Genomic DNA, 16,959 nt, shown 5'->3' with positions numbered 1-16,959 from the left:
AACCTCGCGGAGGGCGCGATCGGCAAAAGCGGGTCCGGTCTTGCCCTTGCTCGCGCTCGAACTGTCGAACCGACGCACCGGCATTCGGCCAAAGTCGCAAACTGTGGCGAATCCCGCGTCGGGGCTTGCTTGTCAGCGTGCTCAACTGCTCCTATAGCTCGCAGCACCCTGACAGCCCGTGGAATCGGGCGACCAAGACTTATCGGCGCGGCCAACGATTCGCCAGCGCATATATCATTCGAGACTATGCTGACGCTTTTCCACCACCCCATGTTCGCCAGTTGCCGCTTCGTACGCCTCGCCTTCGGCGAGTATGGCGAGGAGCTGGCGCTGATCGAAGAGAAGCCGTGGACCCGCCGCAAGGAGTTCCTGGCGCTCAATCCCGCCGGCACCTTGCCCATCCTGCTGGCCGAAGGCGACGTGCCGATCATCGGCGCCGGCGTCATCGCCGAATATCTGGACGAGACGCGCGGCGTGTTGAAGCGCGACAAGCGCCTGTTCGTCGAAGGGCCGATGGAGCGCGCCGAGATTCGCCGCCTCACCGACTGGTATCTGGCCAAGACTGAGACCGAGGTGACCCGCCATCTCGTGCGCGAACGCGTCCTGAAGCCGCACATGCCGGCGGAAGCCGGTGGCGGCTCGCCCGATTCGACCGCGATCCGCGCCGCCCGCGCCAACATCCGCCAGCATATGAAATACACCAACTGGCTGGCCGGCACGCGCCACTGGCTGGCCGGCAGCCGCATCACCTATGCGGATCTTGCCGCCGCCGCCGCCCTTTCGGTGCTCGATTATCTGGGCGAGATCGACTGGCGCGAATACGGCGCCGCCCGCGAATGGTACACCCGCGTGAAATCGCGCCCCTCCTTCCGCCCGCTGCTGGCCGACCGGGTGCGGGGCCTGTCGCCGGTATCGCATTATGCGGACCTCGATTTCTGATCCGGCAAAGCTGCGTCAACTGATCGACCGGGAGGCGCGGCGCGCCGGTTTCGATGCCGTCGCCGTCACCACGCCAAATGCCATTCCGCAGGCGCCGGCGCGGCTCGCCGAATTCGTCGCCGCCGGTTTTCACGGTTCGATGGGCTGGATGGCCGAGACGCTGCAGCGCCGAGCCGATCCGTCGGTGCTGTGGCCGGATGTGCGTTCCATCATCGTTTTGGCGATGAACTATGGTCCGGATCGCGATCCGCGCCTGCTCCAGCAAAGGCCGGACCGCGGCGCCATCTCGGTCTATGCCCGGAACCGCGACTACCACGACATCATCAAGGGCCGGCTGAAGGAGCTGGCCGGCAAGCTGGTCGCCGTGGCTGGCGGCGACGTCAAGGTTTTTGTCGACACCGCGCCGGTGATGGAAAAACCGCTGGCGGAAGCCGCCGGACTGGGCTGGCAGGGCAAGCACACCAATCTGGTCAGCCGCCCGCACGGCTCCTGGCTGTTCCTCGGCACCATCTTCACCACCGCCGAACTTACGCCGGACGCTGCCGAGGAGGACCATTGCGGGTCCTGTCGCGCCTGTCTCGACGCTTGCCCGACCGCGGCCTTTCCCGCCCCTTACCGGCTCGATGCGCGCCGCTGCATCTCCTATCTCACCATCGAGAACAAGGGGCCGATCCCACACGAATTCCGCGCCGCCATCGGCAACCGCATCTATGGCTGCGACGATTGCCTGGCCGCGTGCCCGTGGAACAAATTCGCGCAGGCCGCGTCGGAGGCAAAACTCGTCGCGCGCGCCGAATTGCGCGAGCCGCGGCTGGCCGATTTGCTTGCGCTTGACGATGCCGCCTTCCGTACCTTCTTTTCCGGTTCGCCGGTCAAGCGTATCGGCCGTGACCGCTTCATCCGCAACGTCTTGATCGCCGCCGGAAATTCGGGCGAGGGAAGCCTCGTCGCATCCGTGCGCGCGCTTCTGGCCGACGCTTCGCCGCTGGTGCGGGGTGCGGCGGTGTGGGCACTGTCGCGACTGATGGCGCGCGCTACATTCGGCGATCTGGCCGAGGCGGCGCTGCCGGGCGAGGACGACGCGGTCGTCTGCGACGAGTGGCGGTCGGCGCTGGATGAGGCGACGAGCAAGGGAACGACGGCATGACCGGCAACAGCATATTCATTTTCGGCGCCGGTTATTCCGCGCAGGGCTTTGCCCGCCTGAACGGCGATTTCGGTGGCTTTGCCGGCACCACGCGTTCGCCGGACAAGTTCGACGCGCTCCGGCAGGCGGGGATTGAACCCTTGGGCTTTGACGGGACGTTGACGGACGAGATCGCGGCGGCACTCAAAAGGACCACGCATCTGGTGATTTCCATCGCTCCCGAGGCGGACGGCGACCTGGTGCTGAAAGCCGCGCGGGAAACGCTTGCCGAACGCATGCCGGCCTTGCGCTGGATCGGCTATCTGTCGACGGTCGGCGTCTATGGCGACCATGGCGGCGACTGGGTGGACGAGAACAGCGAATGCCGCCCGGTTTCCGGTCGCTCCGTCGCCCGATTGGCGGCGGAACGGGCCTGGCTGGACCTTGGCCGCGACATTAACCGACCGGTCGCGGTGCTGCGCCTTTCCGGCATCTACGGTCCCGGCCGCAACGCCTTGGTCAATCTCACCGACGGCAGCGCCAAGCGCCTGATCAAGCCGGGGCAGGTGTTCAACCGCATCCATCGCGACGACATTGCCGGCGCCTTGCGCCATCTGGCCGGACAGGAGCTGGGCGGCGTCTTCAACGTCACCGACGATCTGCCGGCGCCGCCGCAGGACGTGGTGACTTATGCGGCGTCGCTGATGGGTGTTGAGCCGCCGCCGGAGACGGATTTCGAGACCGCTCGGCTATCGCCGATGGCCCGGTCCTTCTATGGCGAGAACAAACGTGTCTCGAACGCGGCGATCAAGGCCAGCGGTTATGCATTCCGCTTCCCCGACTACCATTCGGCCTTCGACCATATGTGGGCGAGTGGCGACTGGGGCAAAGGCGTCGCGCGCAGCCCGATGAAGCGCTCGTGATCGCGTCGCATGGCCGTGGCGTGATATGATTCGCGCGGGCTGGGGTGGAACCGAAGGGACTGCGCGAGCAGGGAGAGGCTAAGGTGAGGATGAGGCTGCGAACCATCGCCCGCAAGGCGGCCTGCGCACTGGTGGGCCTGGCCGCGCTTGTTGGCGCCGTCGAATTCGAGGCGCGCCCGGCGATGGCGGAGGAACTGGCGAAGGACCTGTTCGGCGCCGAGAAGCTGCCGGCGGCAACCACGCCGCAATCCTTCGGGTTCTACTCGAAAGGCTGTTTCACTGGCGGCGTCGCTATTCCCTTCGAAGGCGATACCTGGACGGTCATGCGGCCTTCCCGCAACCGCCGCTGGGGCCACCCGGCGATGATCGCGCTGCTCGAGAAATTCTCCCGCGACGCCGCCTCCGATGGCTGGCCGGGCCTGCTTCTGGGCGACATCTCGCAGCCGCGCGGCGGCCCGATGCTGACTGGCCATGCCTCGCACCAGATCGGCCTCGACGCCGACATCTGGCTGACGCCGATGCCGAAACGCGAACTGACCTCGGCCGAGCGCGAGAACAAGAGCGCGACCCTGATGGTCGACCCCAAGACCCACCGCGTCTACGACAAATTGTGGACACCGGCGCACACCCAGCTTCTCAAGCGCGCGGCGAGCTATCCGGAAATCGAGCGCATCCTGGTCAATCCCGGCATCAAGAAGAAACTTTGCGATACCGTCACCGGCGATCGTTCCTGGCTGCGCAAGATCAGGCCGTTCTGGGGCCATGACTATCATTTCCACATCCGCATCGGCTGCCAGCCCGGCTCGCATGGCTGCAAGGAGCAGGCGGCGACGTCACCGGGCGACGGCTGCGACAAGTCGCTGGCCTGGTGGTTCACCGAGGAGCCGTGGCGCCCCAACAAGAACCCCGATGCGCCGAAGGCGCGCGACATCATGACGATGGCCAACCTGCCGAAGGAATGCCGGATGGTGCTGCAGGCGCCGTCGCCGGCCTCCGCCGAGGCGGCAACCTATCATGGCGACGGCCGCGCGCCCGTTGCGGTCGCCGCCTCGCCCGAACCCGCCGAGGCGCCTGCCGCGACGGCCGTCGGCGAGACGCCGCCCGAACCTGTCAGCGCCAATGCCTTTGCGCCGACGCCCGCCATCGGCATTCCGTTGCCGCGCCCCCGCCCGGGCGGCTGAAACGGCGCAAGCGGTGGGAAGACCAGAAAAAGCGCCCTTTCGGGGGCGCTTTTGTTTGTTTATAGCATTCAATCGATTGAGATATTGCATCCGGTCGAATCGCTCCGGCCCGCGGCCGCGAACGATCCGGCCGGAACCAGAGAACGGCGAGACCGCGCCGCATCGAACCGGGGATGGGAATGACTGAAGGAAGCGGTACGCTGAGATTCCCGATCCTCATCGGCGACATCGGCGGCACCAATGCGCGGTTCTCCATCGTCCTCGACGCCAATGCCGAAGCCGGTGAGCCGCATATCGTCCAGACCGCCGATTACGAGACCATCGACGCCGCCATCCAGGCCGCCGTGCTCGACCGCTCGTCCGTGCGGCCGAACTCCGCCGTGCTTGCCATCGCCGGTCCGGTCGACGGCGACGAGATCCCGCTCACCAACTGTCCCTGGGTGATCCGCCCGAAGGTGATGCTGCGCGATCTCGGTTTCAGCGACGTCGTCGTGCTCAACGATTTCGAGGCGCAGGCGCTCGCCGTGGTCGCGCTGGGCGAAGAGCATATGGAAAAGATCGGCGGCGGCGCAGCGGTGCCGAATGCCAGCCGCGTCGTGCTCGGCCCGGGCACCGGCCTCGGCGTCGCCGGGCTGATCCATGCGCTCGGTCACTGGATTCCGGTACCGGGCGAGGGCGGCCACATGGACATCGGCCCGCGCTCGCCGCGTGACTTCCAGGTGTTTCCGCATATCGAAAAGATCGAGGGCCGCATTTCCGGCGAACAGATCCTGTGCGGCCGCGGGCTGGTCAATGCTTATCGCGCCGTCGCCATGGCAGACGGCAAGGCGGCTCCCTTCACCAAGCCGGCCGAAATCACCGCCGCGGCGCTGGCGAAGTCCGACGCCGTCGCCGAGGAAGCGGTTTCGCTCTTCGTCACCTGCCTTGGCCGCACCGCCGGCGATCTGGCGCTGGTGTTCAAGAGCCGTGGTGGCGTCTTCCTCACCGGCGGCATCGCCCAGAAGATCGTGCCGGCGCTGAAGGCTGGCAATTTCCGCGCCGCCTTCGAGGACAAAGCACCTCACAGCGAATTGATGCGGTCTATCCCGGTCTATGTCATCACCCACCCACTCGCCGCGCTGGCCGGCCTCGCCGCCTATGCGCGGGCGCCGTCGCTGTTTGGCGTGGAGACCGAAGGCCGCCGCTGGAGGGCTTGAAGCGGCCAAGCAATTTCGGCGCGTTGCCCATTGGCCATAGGCAATGGGCGGCGATGCGGCTATTAGGAGCCGGACGCCAATGGGCGAGCCGACGAATGCAGCGCGCAGCGGACTGAAATTTGACCTTTAACGACCCCAATCGAAAGGCGGCCCCCGGCGAAGTCGTCGCCGTGTTGCGACGTATCTTCGACGAAGCTGGCCGCGGACATGTGAAGTCCTACTGGATCGCGGCTGCCTGTTTGATCGCGATGGCCGCGACGACGGGTGGGGCGGCCTACATCATGCAGCCGCTGGTCGACTATCTCTACTATGGCCGTCGCTATGACCTGATACCCTGGATCTGCGGTGGTATCATCGGCATTTTCCTGGTTCGCGGCCTTTCGACCTATGGTGCCGCGGTCACGCTGGCCAAGATCGGCAACAGCATCGTTGCCTACTACCAGAAGCGCGTCTTCGGGCACCTGATGAAGCTGGGCGTCGATTTCTACAGCGAAACGCGTTCCGGCCAGCTCGCCGCGCGCATCAACGAAAACGTCGCCGGCATCCGCGACCTGTTCTCGATGACGCTGAAGTCGGTGGCCGGCGACCTTGTCGCCCTGATCGGCCTGGTCACCGTGATGATCTACCAGGCGCCATTTTTGGCTGCCAGCATCTTCCTGATCGGCCCGCCGCTGGTGTGGGCGGTCAACTACATCATGCGGCGTTTGCGGCGGGTGACGCGCGAATCGGTCGAGATCAACTCGCATCTGATCGGCGCCATGCAGGAATCCGTGCAAGGCATCGCCGTGGTGAAGGCCTTCACCATGGAGGAGCAACTGACCGGCAAGATCGGCGATCTCGTCGACAGGGCGGAGGGCCGCTACAACAAGATCGCCCGCGTTTCGGAACGGCTGGCGCCGATCACCGAAATACTGGCCGGTTTCGCGGTTGCCGGCGTCGTCGCCTATTCGATGTACAAATCGGCGATCGACAATGAGCCGCCCGGCAACATCATGGCCTTCATCACCGCGCTGCTCCTGGCATACGACCCGGTGCGCCGGCTTGCCCGCACCCAGGTCAATGTCGAGCGCGCCATGGTCAATGCGCGCATGATCTACGAATTGCTCGACATCGAGCCGCAGCAGGGCGATGCGCCGGACGCCAAGGAAGCCAAGGTCAAGGGCGGCGAGATCCGCTTCGAAAACGTGACGTTCGGCTACCTGCCCGACGCGCCGGTGATCCGAAACCTCACCTTCACCGCCGCCGCGGGCAAGACCACGGCGATCGTCGGCGCATCGGGCGCCGGCAAGTCGACGCTGGTGGCGCTCCTGCAGCGTTTCTACGATGTGAACGGCGGCTCGATTGAGATCGACGGTCAGGACATCTCCAAGGTCACCAAGCGCTCGCTTCGGCAGTCGATCGCTTTCGTGTCGCAGCAGCCCTATCTGTTCGAAGGCACGATCCGCGACAACATCCGTTACGGCCGGCCGGATGCCGGCGACGCCGCCATCGAACTGGCGGCGGAACAGGCCGCGGCCGACGACTTCATTCGCCAGCAACCGCAGGGCTACGACACGCCCGTCGGCGAGAATGGCGTGACCCTGTCCGGCGGCCAGCGGCAGCGCGTTTCGATCGCGCGCGCCATCGTGCGCCAGGCGCCGATCCTGCTGCTCGACGAGGCGACGTCCGCCCTCGACAATGAATCGGAAGCGCGGGTGCAGCAGGCTTTGACCGGCATCATGCAGGGCCGCACCACCATCGTCATCGCCCACCGGCTGTCGACAGTGGTCAATGCCGACCATATCGTCGTCCTGGAGCAGGGCCGCCTGGTCGAGGAAGGCACGCATGCCGAGCTGATCGCCAGGCCGCGCGGCGCCTATGCCCGTTTCCACAAACTGCAGGGTGGCCAGGGTCTTGGTCTGGTCGACAGCCTTCCCGAAGCGGAGGGCGTGCCGGCAGGCAAGACCAGACGCAAGACGGGGAGCAACGGATGAGCGACATGAAGCTGGTGGTTGTTGGCGCCGCGGGCCGCATGGGGCAGGCGCTGGTGCGCACCATCGCCACGATACCGGGCGCGACCGTTTCCGCCGCCATCGAACGGCAGGGTTCGCCCCATATCGGCAAGGATATCGGACAATTGGCCGGCGTCGGCCCGATCGGTGTCCTGATCGGCGACGACCCGCTGGTCGCTTTCGCCAAGGCCGACGGCGTGCTCGACTTCACCTCGCCGGCGGCGACCGTCGAATTCGCCGGCTATGCCGCCCAGGCGCGCATCATCCACGTCATCGGCACCACCGGCTGTTCGGCCGAGGACGACACGGCCATCGCCGCCGCCGCCCGCCACGCCACCATCGTCAAGTCCGGCAATATGAGCCTCGGCGTCAACCTGCTCGCGGTTCTGGTCGAACAGGCCGCCAAGGCGCTGCCGCCCGAGGATTTCGACATCGAGATCCTCGAAATGCACCATCGCAACAAGGTCGACGCGCCGTCGGGCACAGCACTGCTTCTGGGTGAGGCGGCGGCGGCAGGACGCAGCATCGCGCTTGCCGAAAACAGCGTGCGCACGCGGGACGGCCACACCGGCGCCCGCAAAGCGCAGGCCATCGGTTTCGCCACGCTGCGCGGCGGCTCGGTGGTCGGCGAGCATTCGGTCTTCTTGGCCGGCCCCGGCGAGCGCATTGCGCTCAGCCATCATGCCGAGGACCGGACCATCTTTGCCCGTGGCGCCGTCAAGGCGGCGCTGTGGGCGCATGGGCGCAAGCCCGGCCTCTATTCGATGCGGGACGTGCTTGGCCTCGGCCAGGGCGCCTGATCCACACTCGTGAAGGGATAAAATATGTCGCGAACCCTCGTGCTCGTGCGCCACGGCCAGAGCGAATGGAACCTGAAGAACCTGTTCACCGGCTGGCGCGATGTCGACCTGACCGAACAGGGGCACGCGGAAGCCAAGGCCGCCGGCGCCAAGCTCAAGGCGCGCGGGTTGAAATTCGATATCGCCTTCACCTCGGTGCTGAAGCGTGCGCAGAAGACCTGCCAGCACATTCTCGACGCCGTCGGCCAGAGCGATCTGGAGACGGTGCGCGACCAGGCGCTGAACGAACGCGATTACGGCGAACTGTCCGGCCTCAACAAGGACGATGCCCGTCAGAAATGGGGCGAGGACCAGGTCCATGTCTGGCGCCGTTCCTATGACGTGCCGCCGCCCGGCGGCGAAAGCCTGAAGGACACCGGCGCGCGCGTCTGGCCCTATTACCTGCACACGCTGCAGCCGCATGTGCTGTCCGGCGGCACTGTGCTGGTGGCGGCCCACGGCAATTCGCTGCGCGCGCTGATCATGGCGCTGGACGGCCTGACGGGCGATGAAATCGTCAAGCTGGAGCTCGGCACCGGCGTGCCGGTCATCTACACGCTGAACGCCGATTCGACGGTCGCCTCGAAGGAAGTTCTCGCCGGTTGAAGCATTTTGCCGGCGCTCGCCCGCGGCTTTTGCGCCCGCCCGTCGCCTTGCTTGAAAAAAGCGCGTTGACAGGGTCGGTTCGCCCGCTTACATGAGCGCCCACCAGCCCAGATGGCGGAATTGGTAGACGCGCACGGTTCAGGTCCGTGTGCCGCGAGGCGTGGAGGTTCGAGTCCTCTTCTGGGCACCAGTTTTCCGCAGCCGACCCGGTAACGGATCGGCGAGCACCAAAAAGCCCGGCATTGCCGGGCTTTTTTGTTTTTGGACGTCACGCCCGCCGGTTCTCCCCGCAATGCAGGTTCGGTGACGCCTTGCGGCCGCGCCAGATCAATTTTCCAGGGCATGGAATATCGTTGGCCACCGGGTGATGGCAGCCGATCCGTTTGCAATCTCACCGACGGGTGCTGCGTGGCTGGATGAGATCATTTGAATATTTCCATCTATTCTACTTGGAGATCAGATCATCGCGGGCTAGGACGATCCTGTCCTGGAGCTCGTTGATTCGTTCGATGATCCTGCGAATTTGTCGGACAATATTCTGACAGACTGTTTCCAGGTGAATCAAAACGTGTGCCGTTGCCACGCTTTCGCCAGAAACTGGCCGGATTTGCCGCCGCATTTGTCCTTAACGCCCCGTTATCTGTTAACGGAGCCGTTCCCTCGGAATGACAATCAACAAGAAGAAGGCCGCGTTTGTTGCGGTCACCGTCGCAGTCGGCCTTGCCGCCGGCGCGTCCGCCTCCTCCGCCGCCACCCAGTGCGGCCGTGCTTCCTGGTATGCCCTTCACTCCAAGACCGCATCCGGCGAGCGCATGAACCCCTCCGCCCTGACCGCTGCGCATCGCAGCCTGCCCTTCGGCACGCGGATCAAGGTCACCAACAAAAACAACGGCAAAAGCGTCGTGGTGCGCATCAACGACCGTGGCCCCTTCATCAAGGGCCGCATGCTCGACCTGTCGCGCGGCGCCGCGAGCCAGCTCGGTTTCGTCAGCTCGGGCCAGGCCCCGGTCTGCGTGGCCAGGGTATAGTCGGCCACAAACCGGACCTGGAACCTGAGAAAGCGCCGCGCGAGCGGCGCTTTTTCTTTGTCTGGCCTGTTCGGCCTTGAGCGCGACCGGCTCTGGCAGCTGGCCGCCGAGGGCGCCGTCTTCGCGCTTGCACCCATAGCCGGCTGGCGCGCTAGCCCTACCTTTTCCAAGGCTTTGGCCTAAAGTATGGGGATAACTCACGTTACGTGATCTATTGCGTCGCAACAATTTGTTGTTAACTTCGTTGCGACACAGTGAAAGCTCGACGCCGCTCGTCGTCCTTTTTTCGGTTTCTGGGGCAGCGGAGATCCTGGATGTTTTATCAGCTCTACGAGATGAACCATGCGGCCTTGCAGCCGGCGCGCGCCTATGCCGAGGCGGTGCGGGTTCTCTACAGCAATCCGCTGAACCCGTTCTCGCACACGCCGTGGGGCCGTTCGGTCGCCGCGACGGCGGAATTGTTCGAGCGCACCACGCGTCGTTATGGCAAACCGGCCTTCGGTCTCGACAAGACCGTGGTCGATTGGAAACCGGTCGCAGTCACCGAGCGGACCGTCTGGTCGAAGCCGTTCTGCAATCTCATCCAGTTCAAGCGCGAGGTTCCGGCCGGACGCCGGGCCGACCCGAAGCTTTTGATCGTGGCGCCGATGTCGGGCCACTACGCGACGCTGCTGCGCGGCACGGTCGAGGCGATGCTGCCTTACGCGGACGTGCACATCACCGACTGGGTCGATGCCCGCATGGTGCCGGTTTCGGCCGGCCGCTTCGATCTCGACGACTATATCGACTACATCGTCGAGATGCTGCACGCGCTGGGGCCAGACACGCATGTGATGGCGGTTTGCCAGCCTTCCGTGCCGGTATTGGCGGCGGTGGCGCTGATGGAGGCGCGCGGCGACAGCTTCGTGCCGGCCACCATGACGCTGATGGGCGGGCCGATCGACACGCGCCGCAACCCGACCGCGGTCAACCTCCTGGCCGAGGAAAAGGGCATCGACTGGTTCCGCGACAACGTCGTCATGCAGGCGCCCTGGCCGGTTCCGGGCTTCGGTCGCGACGTCTATCCGGGGTTCCTGCAGCTGTCCGGCTTCATGAGCATGAACCTTGACCGGCACATCATCGCCCACAAGGACTTCTTCATGCATCTGGTGAAGAACGACGGCGACAATGCCGAGAAGCACCGCGACTTCTACGACGAATATCTGGCGGTGATGGACCTGACCGCCGAATTCTACCTGCAGACGGTGGAAACGGTGTTCGTGCGCCACGCTCTGCCCAAGGGCGAGATGAAGCATCGCGGCACGCGGGTCGATCCCGCGGCCATCCGCAATGTCGCGCTGTTCACGGTCGAGGGCGAGAACGACGACATTTCCGGCATCGGCCAGACCGAGGCCGCGCAGGGCCTGTGCGTCAACATTCCAGCCGACATGAAAGTGCATTACATGCAGCCGGCGGTCGGCCATTACGGCGTCTTCAACGGCTCGCGCTTCCGCGCCGAGATCGTGCCGCGCATCGTCGACTTCATCACCAGCTATGGCCGCACCAACAAGGTGGCGGTGAAGCGCAAGACCGTTCGCGCCGCCCAGGCCTAGAACTGGCGCGGCGCCATCGGCGCGATGGTGCCGTGAGCGGCGGCCGTCGGCGGGGCGCGTCAGCCCCTTCAATCGCATGGTCCGTATCGCCGGCCCGACGGGATGTCGCGGCTGTGGACGGGTGTTGCACAATCACCGCTGTCGCCTGGATGCAATTAACCCTCGACGTGAATCCGTCCTTCGGGTGAATTGACACGCCATGTAAATCGCCTTTAACGTTTTGTTAAGAACAGGGGCGAGCGGGGGACAATGAACTCCTCACCGGCGGCACACGGCTTGCGTTTCTTCGCGGCGGCGGCGATTGGGCTGACCGTGGCGACGTGGTTCACGCTGCCGGCGGCGGCGGCCAGCGTCATGGCGACGGGCGGACCGACCTCGCAGCCGATCGGCCACTACGATTTCTGCAAGACCCGCCCCGCCGAATGTTCGGTGCGCCCGAAAGACCTTGCGCCGGCGCGCCTCACCGCGGGACTGTGGGGCAAGCTCACCAGCGTCACCGCTTCGGTCAACGCGGCGGTCAAGCCGATGAGCGATCTCGAAATCTACGGCAAGGACGAAGTCTGGGCCTATCCCGACAAGGGTGTCGGCGACTGCGAGGACTATGTGCTGGAAAAGCGCCGCCGGCTGGCGAGGCTCGGCGTTTCCCTGTCGGACCTGCTCATCACCGTGGTGCGCAAGCCCGACGGCGAGGGCCATGCCGTACTGACGGTGCGCACCGACAAGGGCGATTTCGTGCTCGACAACCTGACCGACAAGGTCAAGTCATGGGACCAGACCGGCTATCGCTATCTGAAACGCCAGGCCATCGACAACACCGGCCGCTGGGTTTCCATCCGCGATGGCCAACAGGTTCTGGTCGGCGCGGTCCAGTAAATTTCGAGTTTCCCAGAATGAAGGCGATCGCGGCAGCGACCTTGGGTGCTGCTGCGCGCTGGCCTTCGCGCAGGCTGCACAGCGGCTCTGGCGCGCGATGGGTGGCTCTCATGGGCCTATTCGATTTGCTGCCGGCCGATTCGTCTGAAATCGCCCAAACATCGTCCTGGCTGGCCCGGTTTCCAGCCTACGCCGCCTGCGACAGCCGCTCCGACGCCATGCGATAGGAGATCGCCTCGGCCAGATGAATGCGGCTGACCGTCTCGCAGTCGTCGAGATCGGCCAGCGTGCGGGCAACCTTCAGCACACGATGATAGGCGCGCGCCGAAAAGCCGAGCTTCTCGCTGGCCTCGCCAAGCAGCGCCATGCCATTGGCATCGGGCCTAGCGATGTCCTCGATGACGCCGGGCGCGCAATGGGCATTGAGTGTCTCGCCGGCGAGACCGCGCGCCTCGAAGCGCAGCCGCTGGATCTGGCGGGCACGGCTGACCCGCCCGGCGACGATCGCGCTCGGTTCCGTCCGCGCCGGTTTGATCAGGTCGCTGGCCGAAACCGCCGGCACGTCGACCTTGAGATCGATACGGTCGAGCAGCGGCCCGGAGATGCGGGCCTGGTAGTCGATGCGGCAACGGTCGCCGCGCAGGCAACGATAGCCGGGCTCGCCGGCCATGCCGCATCGGCACGGATTCATCGCGGCAACCAACTGGATGCGCGCCGGATAGGTAACCCGATGGTTGGCGCGCGCGATCATGCAGTCTCCGCTTTCCAGCGGCTGGCGCAGCGCATCCAGCGTCTGCGGCGAGAATTCGGGAAACTCATCGAGGAACAGCACACCGTGATGGGCAAGCGAGACCTCGCCCGGACGGGCCCGCAGCCCGCCGCCGACCATGGCAGCCATGGAGGCGGAATGATGCGGCGCCCGGAACGGCCGCCTGTCGGTCAATTTGCCTTCGGCCAGCTCGCCGGCGACCGAGGCGATCATCGACACTTCCAGAAGTTCCTTCGGCGCCAGCGGCGGCAGGATGGACGGCAGGCGCTGGGCCAGCATGGATTTGCCGGATCCGGGCGGTCCAACCATCAAGAGATTGTGCCCGCCGGCGGCGGCAACCTCCAGCGCCCGCTTGGCGCTTTCCTGCCCCTTGATGTCGGCGAGATCGGGCAGGTCGCGGGCGCCGTGGTGCACGCCGGGTTCCGGCCGCGACAGAACCTGCGTGCCGCGGAAATGATTGGCCATGGCGATCAGGCTGCGCGGCGCCAAAATGTCGATATCGGGCCCGGCCCACGCCGCCTCCGGGCCGCAGGCATGGGGGCAGATCAGCCCGCGCCCTTCGGCATTGGCGCCGATCGCCGCCGGCAGCGCGCCGGCCACCGCCGCGATCGTGCCGTCCAGCGAAAGCTCGCCCAGTACGACATAGGCCGCCAGCATATCGCCGGGGATGGCGCCAAGCGCCGCCATCAGGCCAAGCGCGATCGGCAAATCGTAATGGCTGCCTTCCTTGGGCAGGTCCGCCGGTGCGAGATTGACCGTCACCTTGCGCGCCGGCATCGACAGTCCGGAGGCGTGAAGGGCCGCCTGCACCCGCTCGCGGCTTTCGGCGACCGCCTTGTCCGGCAGGCCGACGATCTGCATGCCGACCTTGCCGGGCGCGACCATCACCTGCACATCGACAGGCACGGCCTCGATGCCCTGGAATGCAACCGTACGGACCCGCGAAACCATGCTGCCCCCGAAGCAGTGGCCGCCCATGTCCGGGCGATCAAGTCTGGCTAACGGCCGAAGACAAGCATGGATTATCGATCAAAGCAAGAACAATAAGGGAACATCGTCGCGCCCAGGCTGTAGGCCGGGTTGTATGCGGTTGAATCGGGCGGAACATCGCCAACTCCACCGCTTAGAGGTGCCGGGTCTCCGCGGGCGTCGAACCCCAGTCGTCGTTGCGGCCGTCGCGATAGGTCACGGGGGCAGCCATCAGTTCGTCGATGTCGACGCCATCCAGGCAGGCGACATTGATATTGAAATAGGTGGCGCCGGTCATGTTGGGTGTGTCCACCCGCTCGAAGCCCCGCACGCCGCAATGTTTGCAGAAGAAGTGGTGCGCGACGTCGTTCTTGCCCTGGTAGTCGGTCAGCTCGCTTTCGCCGGCGACAAGGCGGAATGTTTCCGCGCGCGCCTCCACGGACCACAGCCGCATCTTGGTGCAGATCGTGCAGTTGCATTTCCCCGTACCGGCAGCGATGTCGACATCCGCCTCGAAGCGGACGGCGCCGCAATGGCAACTGCCGGTATAGGTCTTCAGGGTCACCGCTTCGCCTCCACCGCGTCCCAGAACAGGGCGGCGATGTCGGCGCCGCCAAAACGCTTCACCTCGCGGATGCCGGTCGGCGAGGTGACGTTGATCTCAGTCATGTAGTCGCCGATCACGTCGATGCCGACAAGGATAAAACCGCGTTCCCTCAGCGCCGGGCCGATGCGGGCGCAGATCTCGCGTTCGCGTGCCGTCAGTTCGGTCTTCTCGGCGCGGCCTCCGACATGCATGTTGGAGCGCGATTCCGTGTCCGACGGCACCCGGTTGATGGCGCCGACAGGCTCGCCATCGATCAGGATGATACGCTTGTCGCCCTTGCGCACGTCCTTCAGGTAGCGCTGGACGATATAGGGTTCGCGGAACAGCTGGCCGAACATTTCCAACAGCGAGCCGAGATTGCGGTCGGCCTCGTGCAGGTGGAAGATGCCGGCGCCGCCATTGCCGTAGAGCGGCTTGACGATGATGTCGCCGAACTCCTTGCGGAAGGCGGCAACCTCCTGCGGATCCTTGGTGATCAGCGTTTCCGGCATCAGGTCGGCGAATTCGGTGACGAAGATCTTCTCCGGGCTGTTGCGCACCCAGGCCGGGTCGTTGACCACCAGCGTCTTCGGATGGATGCGCTCCAGAATGTGCGTGGTGGTGATGTAGTTCATGTCGAAGGGCGGGTCCTGGCGCAGCAGGATCACGTCCATTTCCGACAGGTCGGTGCGCACTGGCGCGCCAAGGGTGAAATGGTCGCCCTTCACATCGCGCACCTGCATTTCCTCGATGCGGGCGAACACCTTGCCGTCGCGCATGGAAAGCCGGTCCGGCGTGTAGTGGAAGAGCTGGTGGCCGCGCCGCTGCGCTTCCAGCGACAGCGCGAACGACGTGTCGCCGGCGATGTTCACGGTCGAGACATGGTCCATCTGGACGGCGACTTTGAGGGGCATGGAGGGTCTCCGGTGAGCGCGATATTTCCAGGTGGCGATGATGTAGCGCCTGGCATTCGTGCTGCCAATCCACCAGTCGAATCTTCTAGCGACCGGGAGTTGTGTTTCAGCGAAATCTTAAGGCTTTGCTGCCCATAGTCCCCGCTGCTTGGGTTGATGGGAGGGATGCGTTGGGCGCGCTCGCTAAGAAGTTCGACAAGGCGGTTACAGCTCCTACCATCGAGCCGACGCCGGACGTCCTGGAACTGACTATCCTCATGCCTTGCCTCAACGAGGCCGAGACCATCGCAACTTGTATCTTGAAGGCAAAGAGCTTTCTGGGCCGCTCAGGAATATCGGGCGAAGTGTTGATCGCAGACAATGGCAGCACGGACGGTTCCCAGCATATTGCTACGACCTTTGGGGCACGTGTCGTGCCAGTCACCGAAAAAGGGTATGGCGCGGCTTTGCAAGGCGGCATCGCCGCTGCTCGAGGCCGCTTCATCATCATGGGTGATGCCGACGATTCCTACGACTTCGAGCAGCTCGACGCGTTCATCGAGCGCTTGCGCGGTGGCGCTGACCTTGTCATGGGCAACCGTTTTAAGGGTGGCATCGAGCCTGGAGCGATGCCAATGCTGCATCGATATCTGGGCAATCCCGTCCTGTCGTTCTTGGGCAGGCTGTTTTTTAGCATCAGGACGAACGATTTTCATTGCGGCCTGCGTGGTTTCAAAGCCGAGCGAATCCGCACATTGAACCTGCAGACTACAGGTATGGAATTCGCCTCCGAGATGGTGGTGCGCAGCGCGCTCGCCGGATTTGTTATCGACGAAGTGCCCACGACCTTGAAACCGGACGGTCGCAGCCGCCCCCCACACCTCAAGACGTGGCGCGACGGTTGGCGCCATCTGAAATTCCTCCTGATGTACAATCCGCGCTGGCTGTTCTTCATACCGGGTGCGGCGTTGTGCGGCATCGGCACGCTATTTGGAGCATTGCTGGTGTTCGGGCCGCTAAGGGTAATCGACAATCTCTCTCTCGACCTCAACACCTTCGTCGCGGCTTGCTTCATGGTCGTTGCCGGCATGCAGCTCATCACCTTCGGAGCGATCTCGCGCACCTACGCCGAAAACATGGGCATCCTGCCATCCAATCGCCGCTCCGGCTGGCTTAGCCACACCATTACCGTCGACCGGCTCGCGGCCAATGCAGGCATTTGCTTTGCGGCAGGCCTGGGCTTCTTAGGCTACGCGGTATTTCGCTGGGCAAGCCTCGATTTCGGGCCACTGAACGATTCCGAACTTCCCCGCATCGTCGTCCTCGGCCTTACCCTCATCGTTATTTCGTTTCAGGCGTTTTTCTCGGCATTTCTGCTCGGCGTGCTGGAGATTCCGCTGAAACAGCGAAAGGCTGACGGCGACATCTCCGTCGGCAGCCCGTAGACG

General features: G+C 64.8%; 15 protein-coding genes and 1 tRNA gene. 13 read left to right on the top strand and 3 right to left on the bottom strand.

Annotation, left to right across the window (positions count from 1 at the left end; all coding sequences use genetic code 11):
• Positions 1 to 246 precede the first annotated feature (246 nt).
• The 12 genes from FZF13_RS09000 to FZF13_RS08945 all read left to right on the top strand — a co-directional run bounded on the left by FZF13_RS09000 (position 247) and on the right by FZF13_RS08945 (position 12,294).
• Positions 247 to 939: a glutathione S-transferase family protein gene (locus FZF13_RS09000; protein ID WP_024924341.1), complete on the top strand. Its 693-nt coding sequence runs from the start codon at positions 247 to 249 to the stop codon at positions 937 to 939.
• On the top strand, positions 920 to 2,086 hold the full coding sequence (gene queG, locus FZF13_RS08995) for a tRNA epoxyqueuosine(34) reductase QueG (RefSeq protein ID WP_024924340.1): 1,167 nt from the start codon (positions 920 to 922) through the stop codon (positions 2,084 to 2,086). Before FZF13_RS09000 ends, queG begins: the two co-directional genes overlap by 20 nt.
• Positions 2,083 to 2,988, top strand: coding sequence for an SDR family oxidoreductase (locus FZF13_RS08990; RefSeq protein ID WP_024924339.1), 906 nt, complete (start codon positions 2,083 to 2,085; stop codon positions 2,986 to 2,988). Before queG ends, FZF13_RS08990 begins: the two co-directional genes overlap by 4 nt.
• A gap of 89 nt (positions 2,989 to 3,077) precedes the next feature.
• Complete coding sequence (gene mepA, locus FZF13_RS08985; protein WP_051504870.1) at positions 3,078 to 4,169, top strand: penicillin-insensitive murein endopeptidase; 1,092 nt, start codon at positions 3,078 to 3,080, stop codon at positions 4,167 to 4,169.
• A gap of 179 nt (positions 4,170 to 4,348) precedes the next feature.
• Complete coding sequence (locus FZF13_RS08980; RefSeq protein WP_036253363.1) at positions 4,349 to 5,365, top strand: glucokinase; 1,017 nt, start codon at positions 4,349 to 4,351, stop codon at positions 5,363 to 5,365.
• A gap of 119 nt (positions 5,366 to 5,484) precedes the next feature.
• Positions 5,485 to 7,338, top strand: a complete 1,854-nt coding sequence (locus FZF13_RS08975; RefSeq protein WP_024924336.1) for an ABC transporter ATP-binding protein — start codon at positions 5,485 to 5,487, stop codon at positions 7,336 to 7,338.
• Positions 7,335 to 8,156: a 4-hydroxy-tetrahydrodipicolinate reductase gene (dapB, locus tag FZF13_RS08970; protein WP_024924335.1), complete on the top strand. Its 822-nt coding sequence runs from the start codon at positions 7,335 to 7,337 to the stop codon at positions 8,154 to 8,156. The genes FZF13_RS08975 and dapB overlap by 4 nt, the downstream gene beginning before the upstream one ends.
• Positions 8,157 to 8,180: 24 nt before the next feature.
• A complete protein-coding gene (locus FZF13_RS08965) occupies positions 8,181 to 8,801 on the top strand; it encodes a 2,3-bisphosphoglycerate-dependent phosphoglycerate mutase (protein WP_024924334.1) in 621 nt (206 codons plus the stop codon).
• Between the two features lie 105 nt (positions 8,802 to 8,906).
• Positions 8,907 to 8,991: transfer RNA gene (locus tag FZF13_RS08960), tRNA-Leu, on the top strand.
• 475 nt (positions 8,992 to 9,466) lie between these two features.
• Positions 9,467 to 9,829 carry a septal ring lytic transglycosylase RlpA family protein gene (locus FZF13_RS08955; RefSeq protein WP_036253366.1) on the top strand — a complete coding sequence of 121 codons (363 nt, stop codon included), beginning with the start codon at positions 9,467 to 9,469 and terminating at the stop codon, positions 9,827 to 9,829.
• Positions 9,830 to 10,143: 314 nt separating this feature from the next.
• Complete coding sequence (locus FZF13_RS08950) at positions 10,144 to 11,421, top strand: polyhydroxyalkanoate depolymerase (RefSeq protein ID WP_024924332.1); 1,278 nt, start codon at positions 10,144 to 10,146, stop codon at positions 11,419 to 11,421.
• 249 nt (positions 11,422 to 11,670) lie between these two features.
• Complete coding sequence (locus FZF13_RS08945) at positions 11,671 to 12,294, top strand: transglutaminase-like cysteine peptidase (RefSeq protein WP_024924331.1); 624 nt, start codon at positions 11,671 to 11,673, stop codon at positions 12,292 to 12,294.
• A gap of 187 nt (positions 12,295 to 12,481) precedes the next feature.
• Here FZF13_RS08945 and FZF13_RS08940 read toward each other — a convergent pair whose 3' ends face one another.
• From FZF13_RS08940 to gshB, 3 genes are all read right to left on the bottom strand, one after another.
• Positions 12,482 to 14,014, bottom strand: a complete 1,533-nt coding sequence (locus FZF13_RS08940; protein ID WP_024924330.1) for a YifB family Mg chelatase-like AAA ATPase — start codon at positions 14,012 to 14,014, stop codon at positions 12,482 to 12,484.
• A 172-nt stretch (positions 14,015 to 14,186) separates the two neighbouring features.
• Entirely contained in the window at positions 14,187 to 14,597 is a 411-nt protein-coding gene (locus tag FZF13_RS08935) for a GFA family protein (RefSeq protein ID WP_024924329.1), read from the bottom strand.
• Positions 14,594 to 15,532 carry a glutathione synthase gene (gene gshB, locus FZF13_RS08930; protein WP_024924328.1) on the bottom strand — a complete coding sequence of 313 codons (939 nt, stop codon included), beginning with the start codon at positions 15,530 to 15,532 and terminating at the stop codon, positions 14,594 to 14,596. Before gshB ends, FZF13_RS08935 begins: the two co-directional genes overlap by 4 nt.
• Before the next feature lie 170 nt (positions 15,533 to 15,702).
• Here gshB and FZF13_RS08925 point away from each other — a divergent pair, with 170 nt between their 5' ends.
• On the top strand, positions 15,703 to 16,956 hold the full coding sequence (locus FZF13_RS08925; RefSeq protein ID WP_244431250.1) for a glycosyltransferase family 2 protein: 1,254 nt from the start codon (positions 15,703 to 15,705) through the stop codon (positions 16,954 to 16,956).
• Positions 16,957 to 16,959: the final 3 nt, after the last annotated feature.

Origin of the sequence: Mesorhizobium terrae (assembly GCF_008727715.1) — a bacterium.
GTDB classification, from domain to species: Bacteria; Pseudomonadota; Alphaproteobacteria; order Rhizobiales; family Rhizobiaceae; genus Mesorhizobium; species Mesorhizobium terrae.
Note: the sequence above shows the minus strand (reverse complement) of the source record. Positions and strands in the feature narration are given on the sequence as shown.

What these genes read in the sequence shown, in the direction of transcription:
- FZF13_RS09000 (WP_024924341.1), top strand. Translation starts at nt 247, where the DNA reads ATGCTGACGCTTTTCCACCACCCCATGTTCGCCAGTTGCCGCTTCGTA.
- queG (WP_024924340.1), top strand. Translation starts at nt 920, where the DNA reads ATGCGGACCTCGATTTCTGATCCGGCAAAGCTGCGTCAACTGATCGAC.
- FZF13_RS08990 (WP_024924339.1), top strand. Translation starts at nt 2,083, where the DNA reads ATGACCGGCAACAGCATATTCATTTTCGGCGCCGGTTATTCCGCGCAG.
- mepA (WP_051504870.1), top strand. Translation starts at nt 3,078, where the DNA reads ATGAGGCTGCGAACCATCGCCCGCAAGGCGGCCTGCGCACTGGTGGGC.
- FZF13_RS08980 (WP_036253363.1), top strand. Translation starts at nt 4,349, where the DNA reads ATGACTGAAGGAAGCGGTACGCTGAGATTCCCGATCCTCATCGGCGAC.
- dapB (WP_024924335.1), top strand. Translation starts at nt 7,335, where the DNA reads ATGAGCGACATGAAGCTGGTGGTTGTTGGCGCCGCGGGCCGCATGGGG.
- FZF13_RS08965 (WP_024924334.1), top strand. Translation starts at nt 8,181, where the DNA reads ATGTCGCGAACCCTCGTGCTCGTGCGCCACGGCCAGAGCGAATGGAAC.
- FZF13_RS08955 (WP_036253366.1), top strand. Translation starts at nt 9,467, where the DNA reads ATGACAATCAACAAGAAGAAGGCCGCGTTTGTTGCGGTCACCGTCGCA.
- FZF13_RS08950 (WP_024924332.1), top strand. Translation starts at nt 10,144, where the DNA reads ATGTTTTATCAGCTCTACGAGATGAACCATGCGGCCTTGCAGCCGGCG.
- FZF13_RS08945 (WP_024924331.1), top strand. Translation starts at nt 11,671, where the DNA reads ATGAACTCCTCACCGGCGGCACACGGCTTGCGTTTCTTCGCGGCGGCG.
- FZF13_RS08940 (WP_024924330.1), bottom strand. Translation starts at nt 14,014, where the DNA reads ATGGTTTCGCGGGTCCGTACGGTTGCATTCCAGGGCATCGAGGCCGTG.
- gshB (WP_024924328.1), bottom strand. Translation starts at nt 15,532, where the DNA reads ATGCCCCTCAAAGTCGCCGTCCAGATGGACCATGTCTCGACCGTGAAC.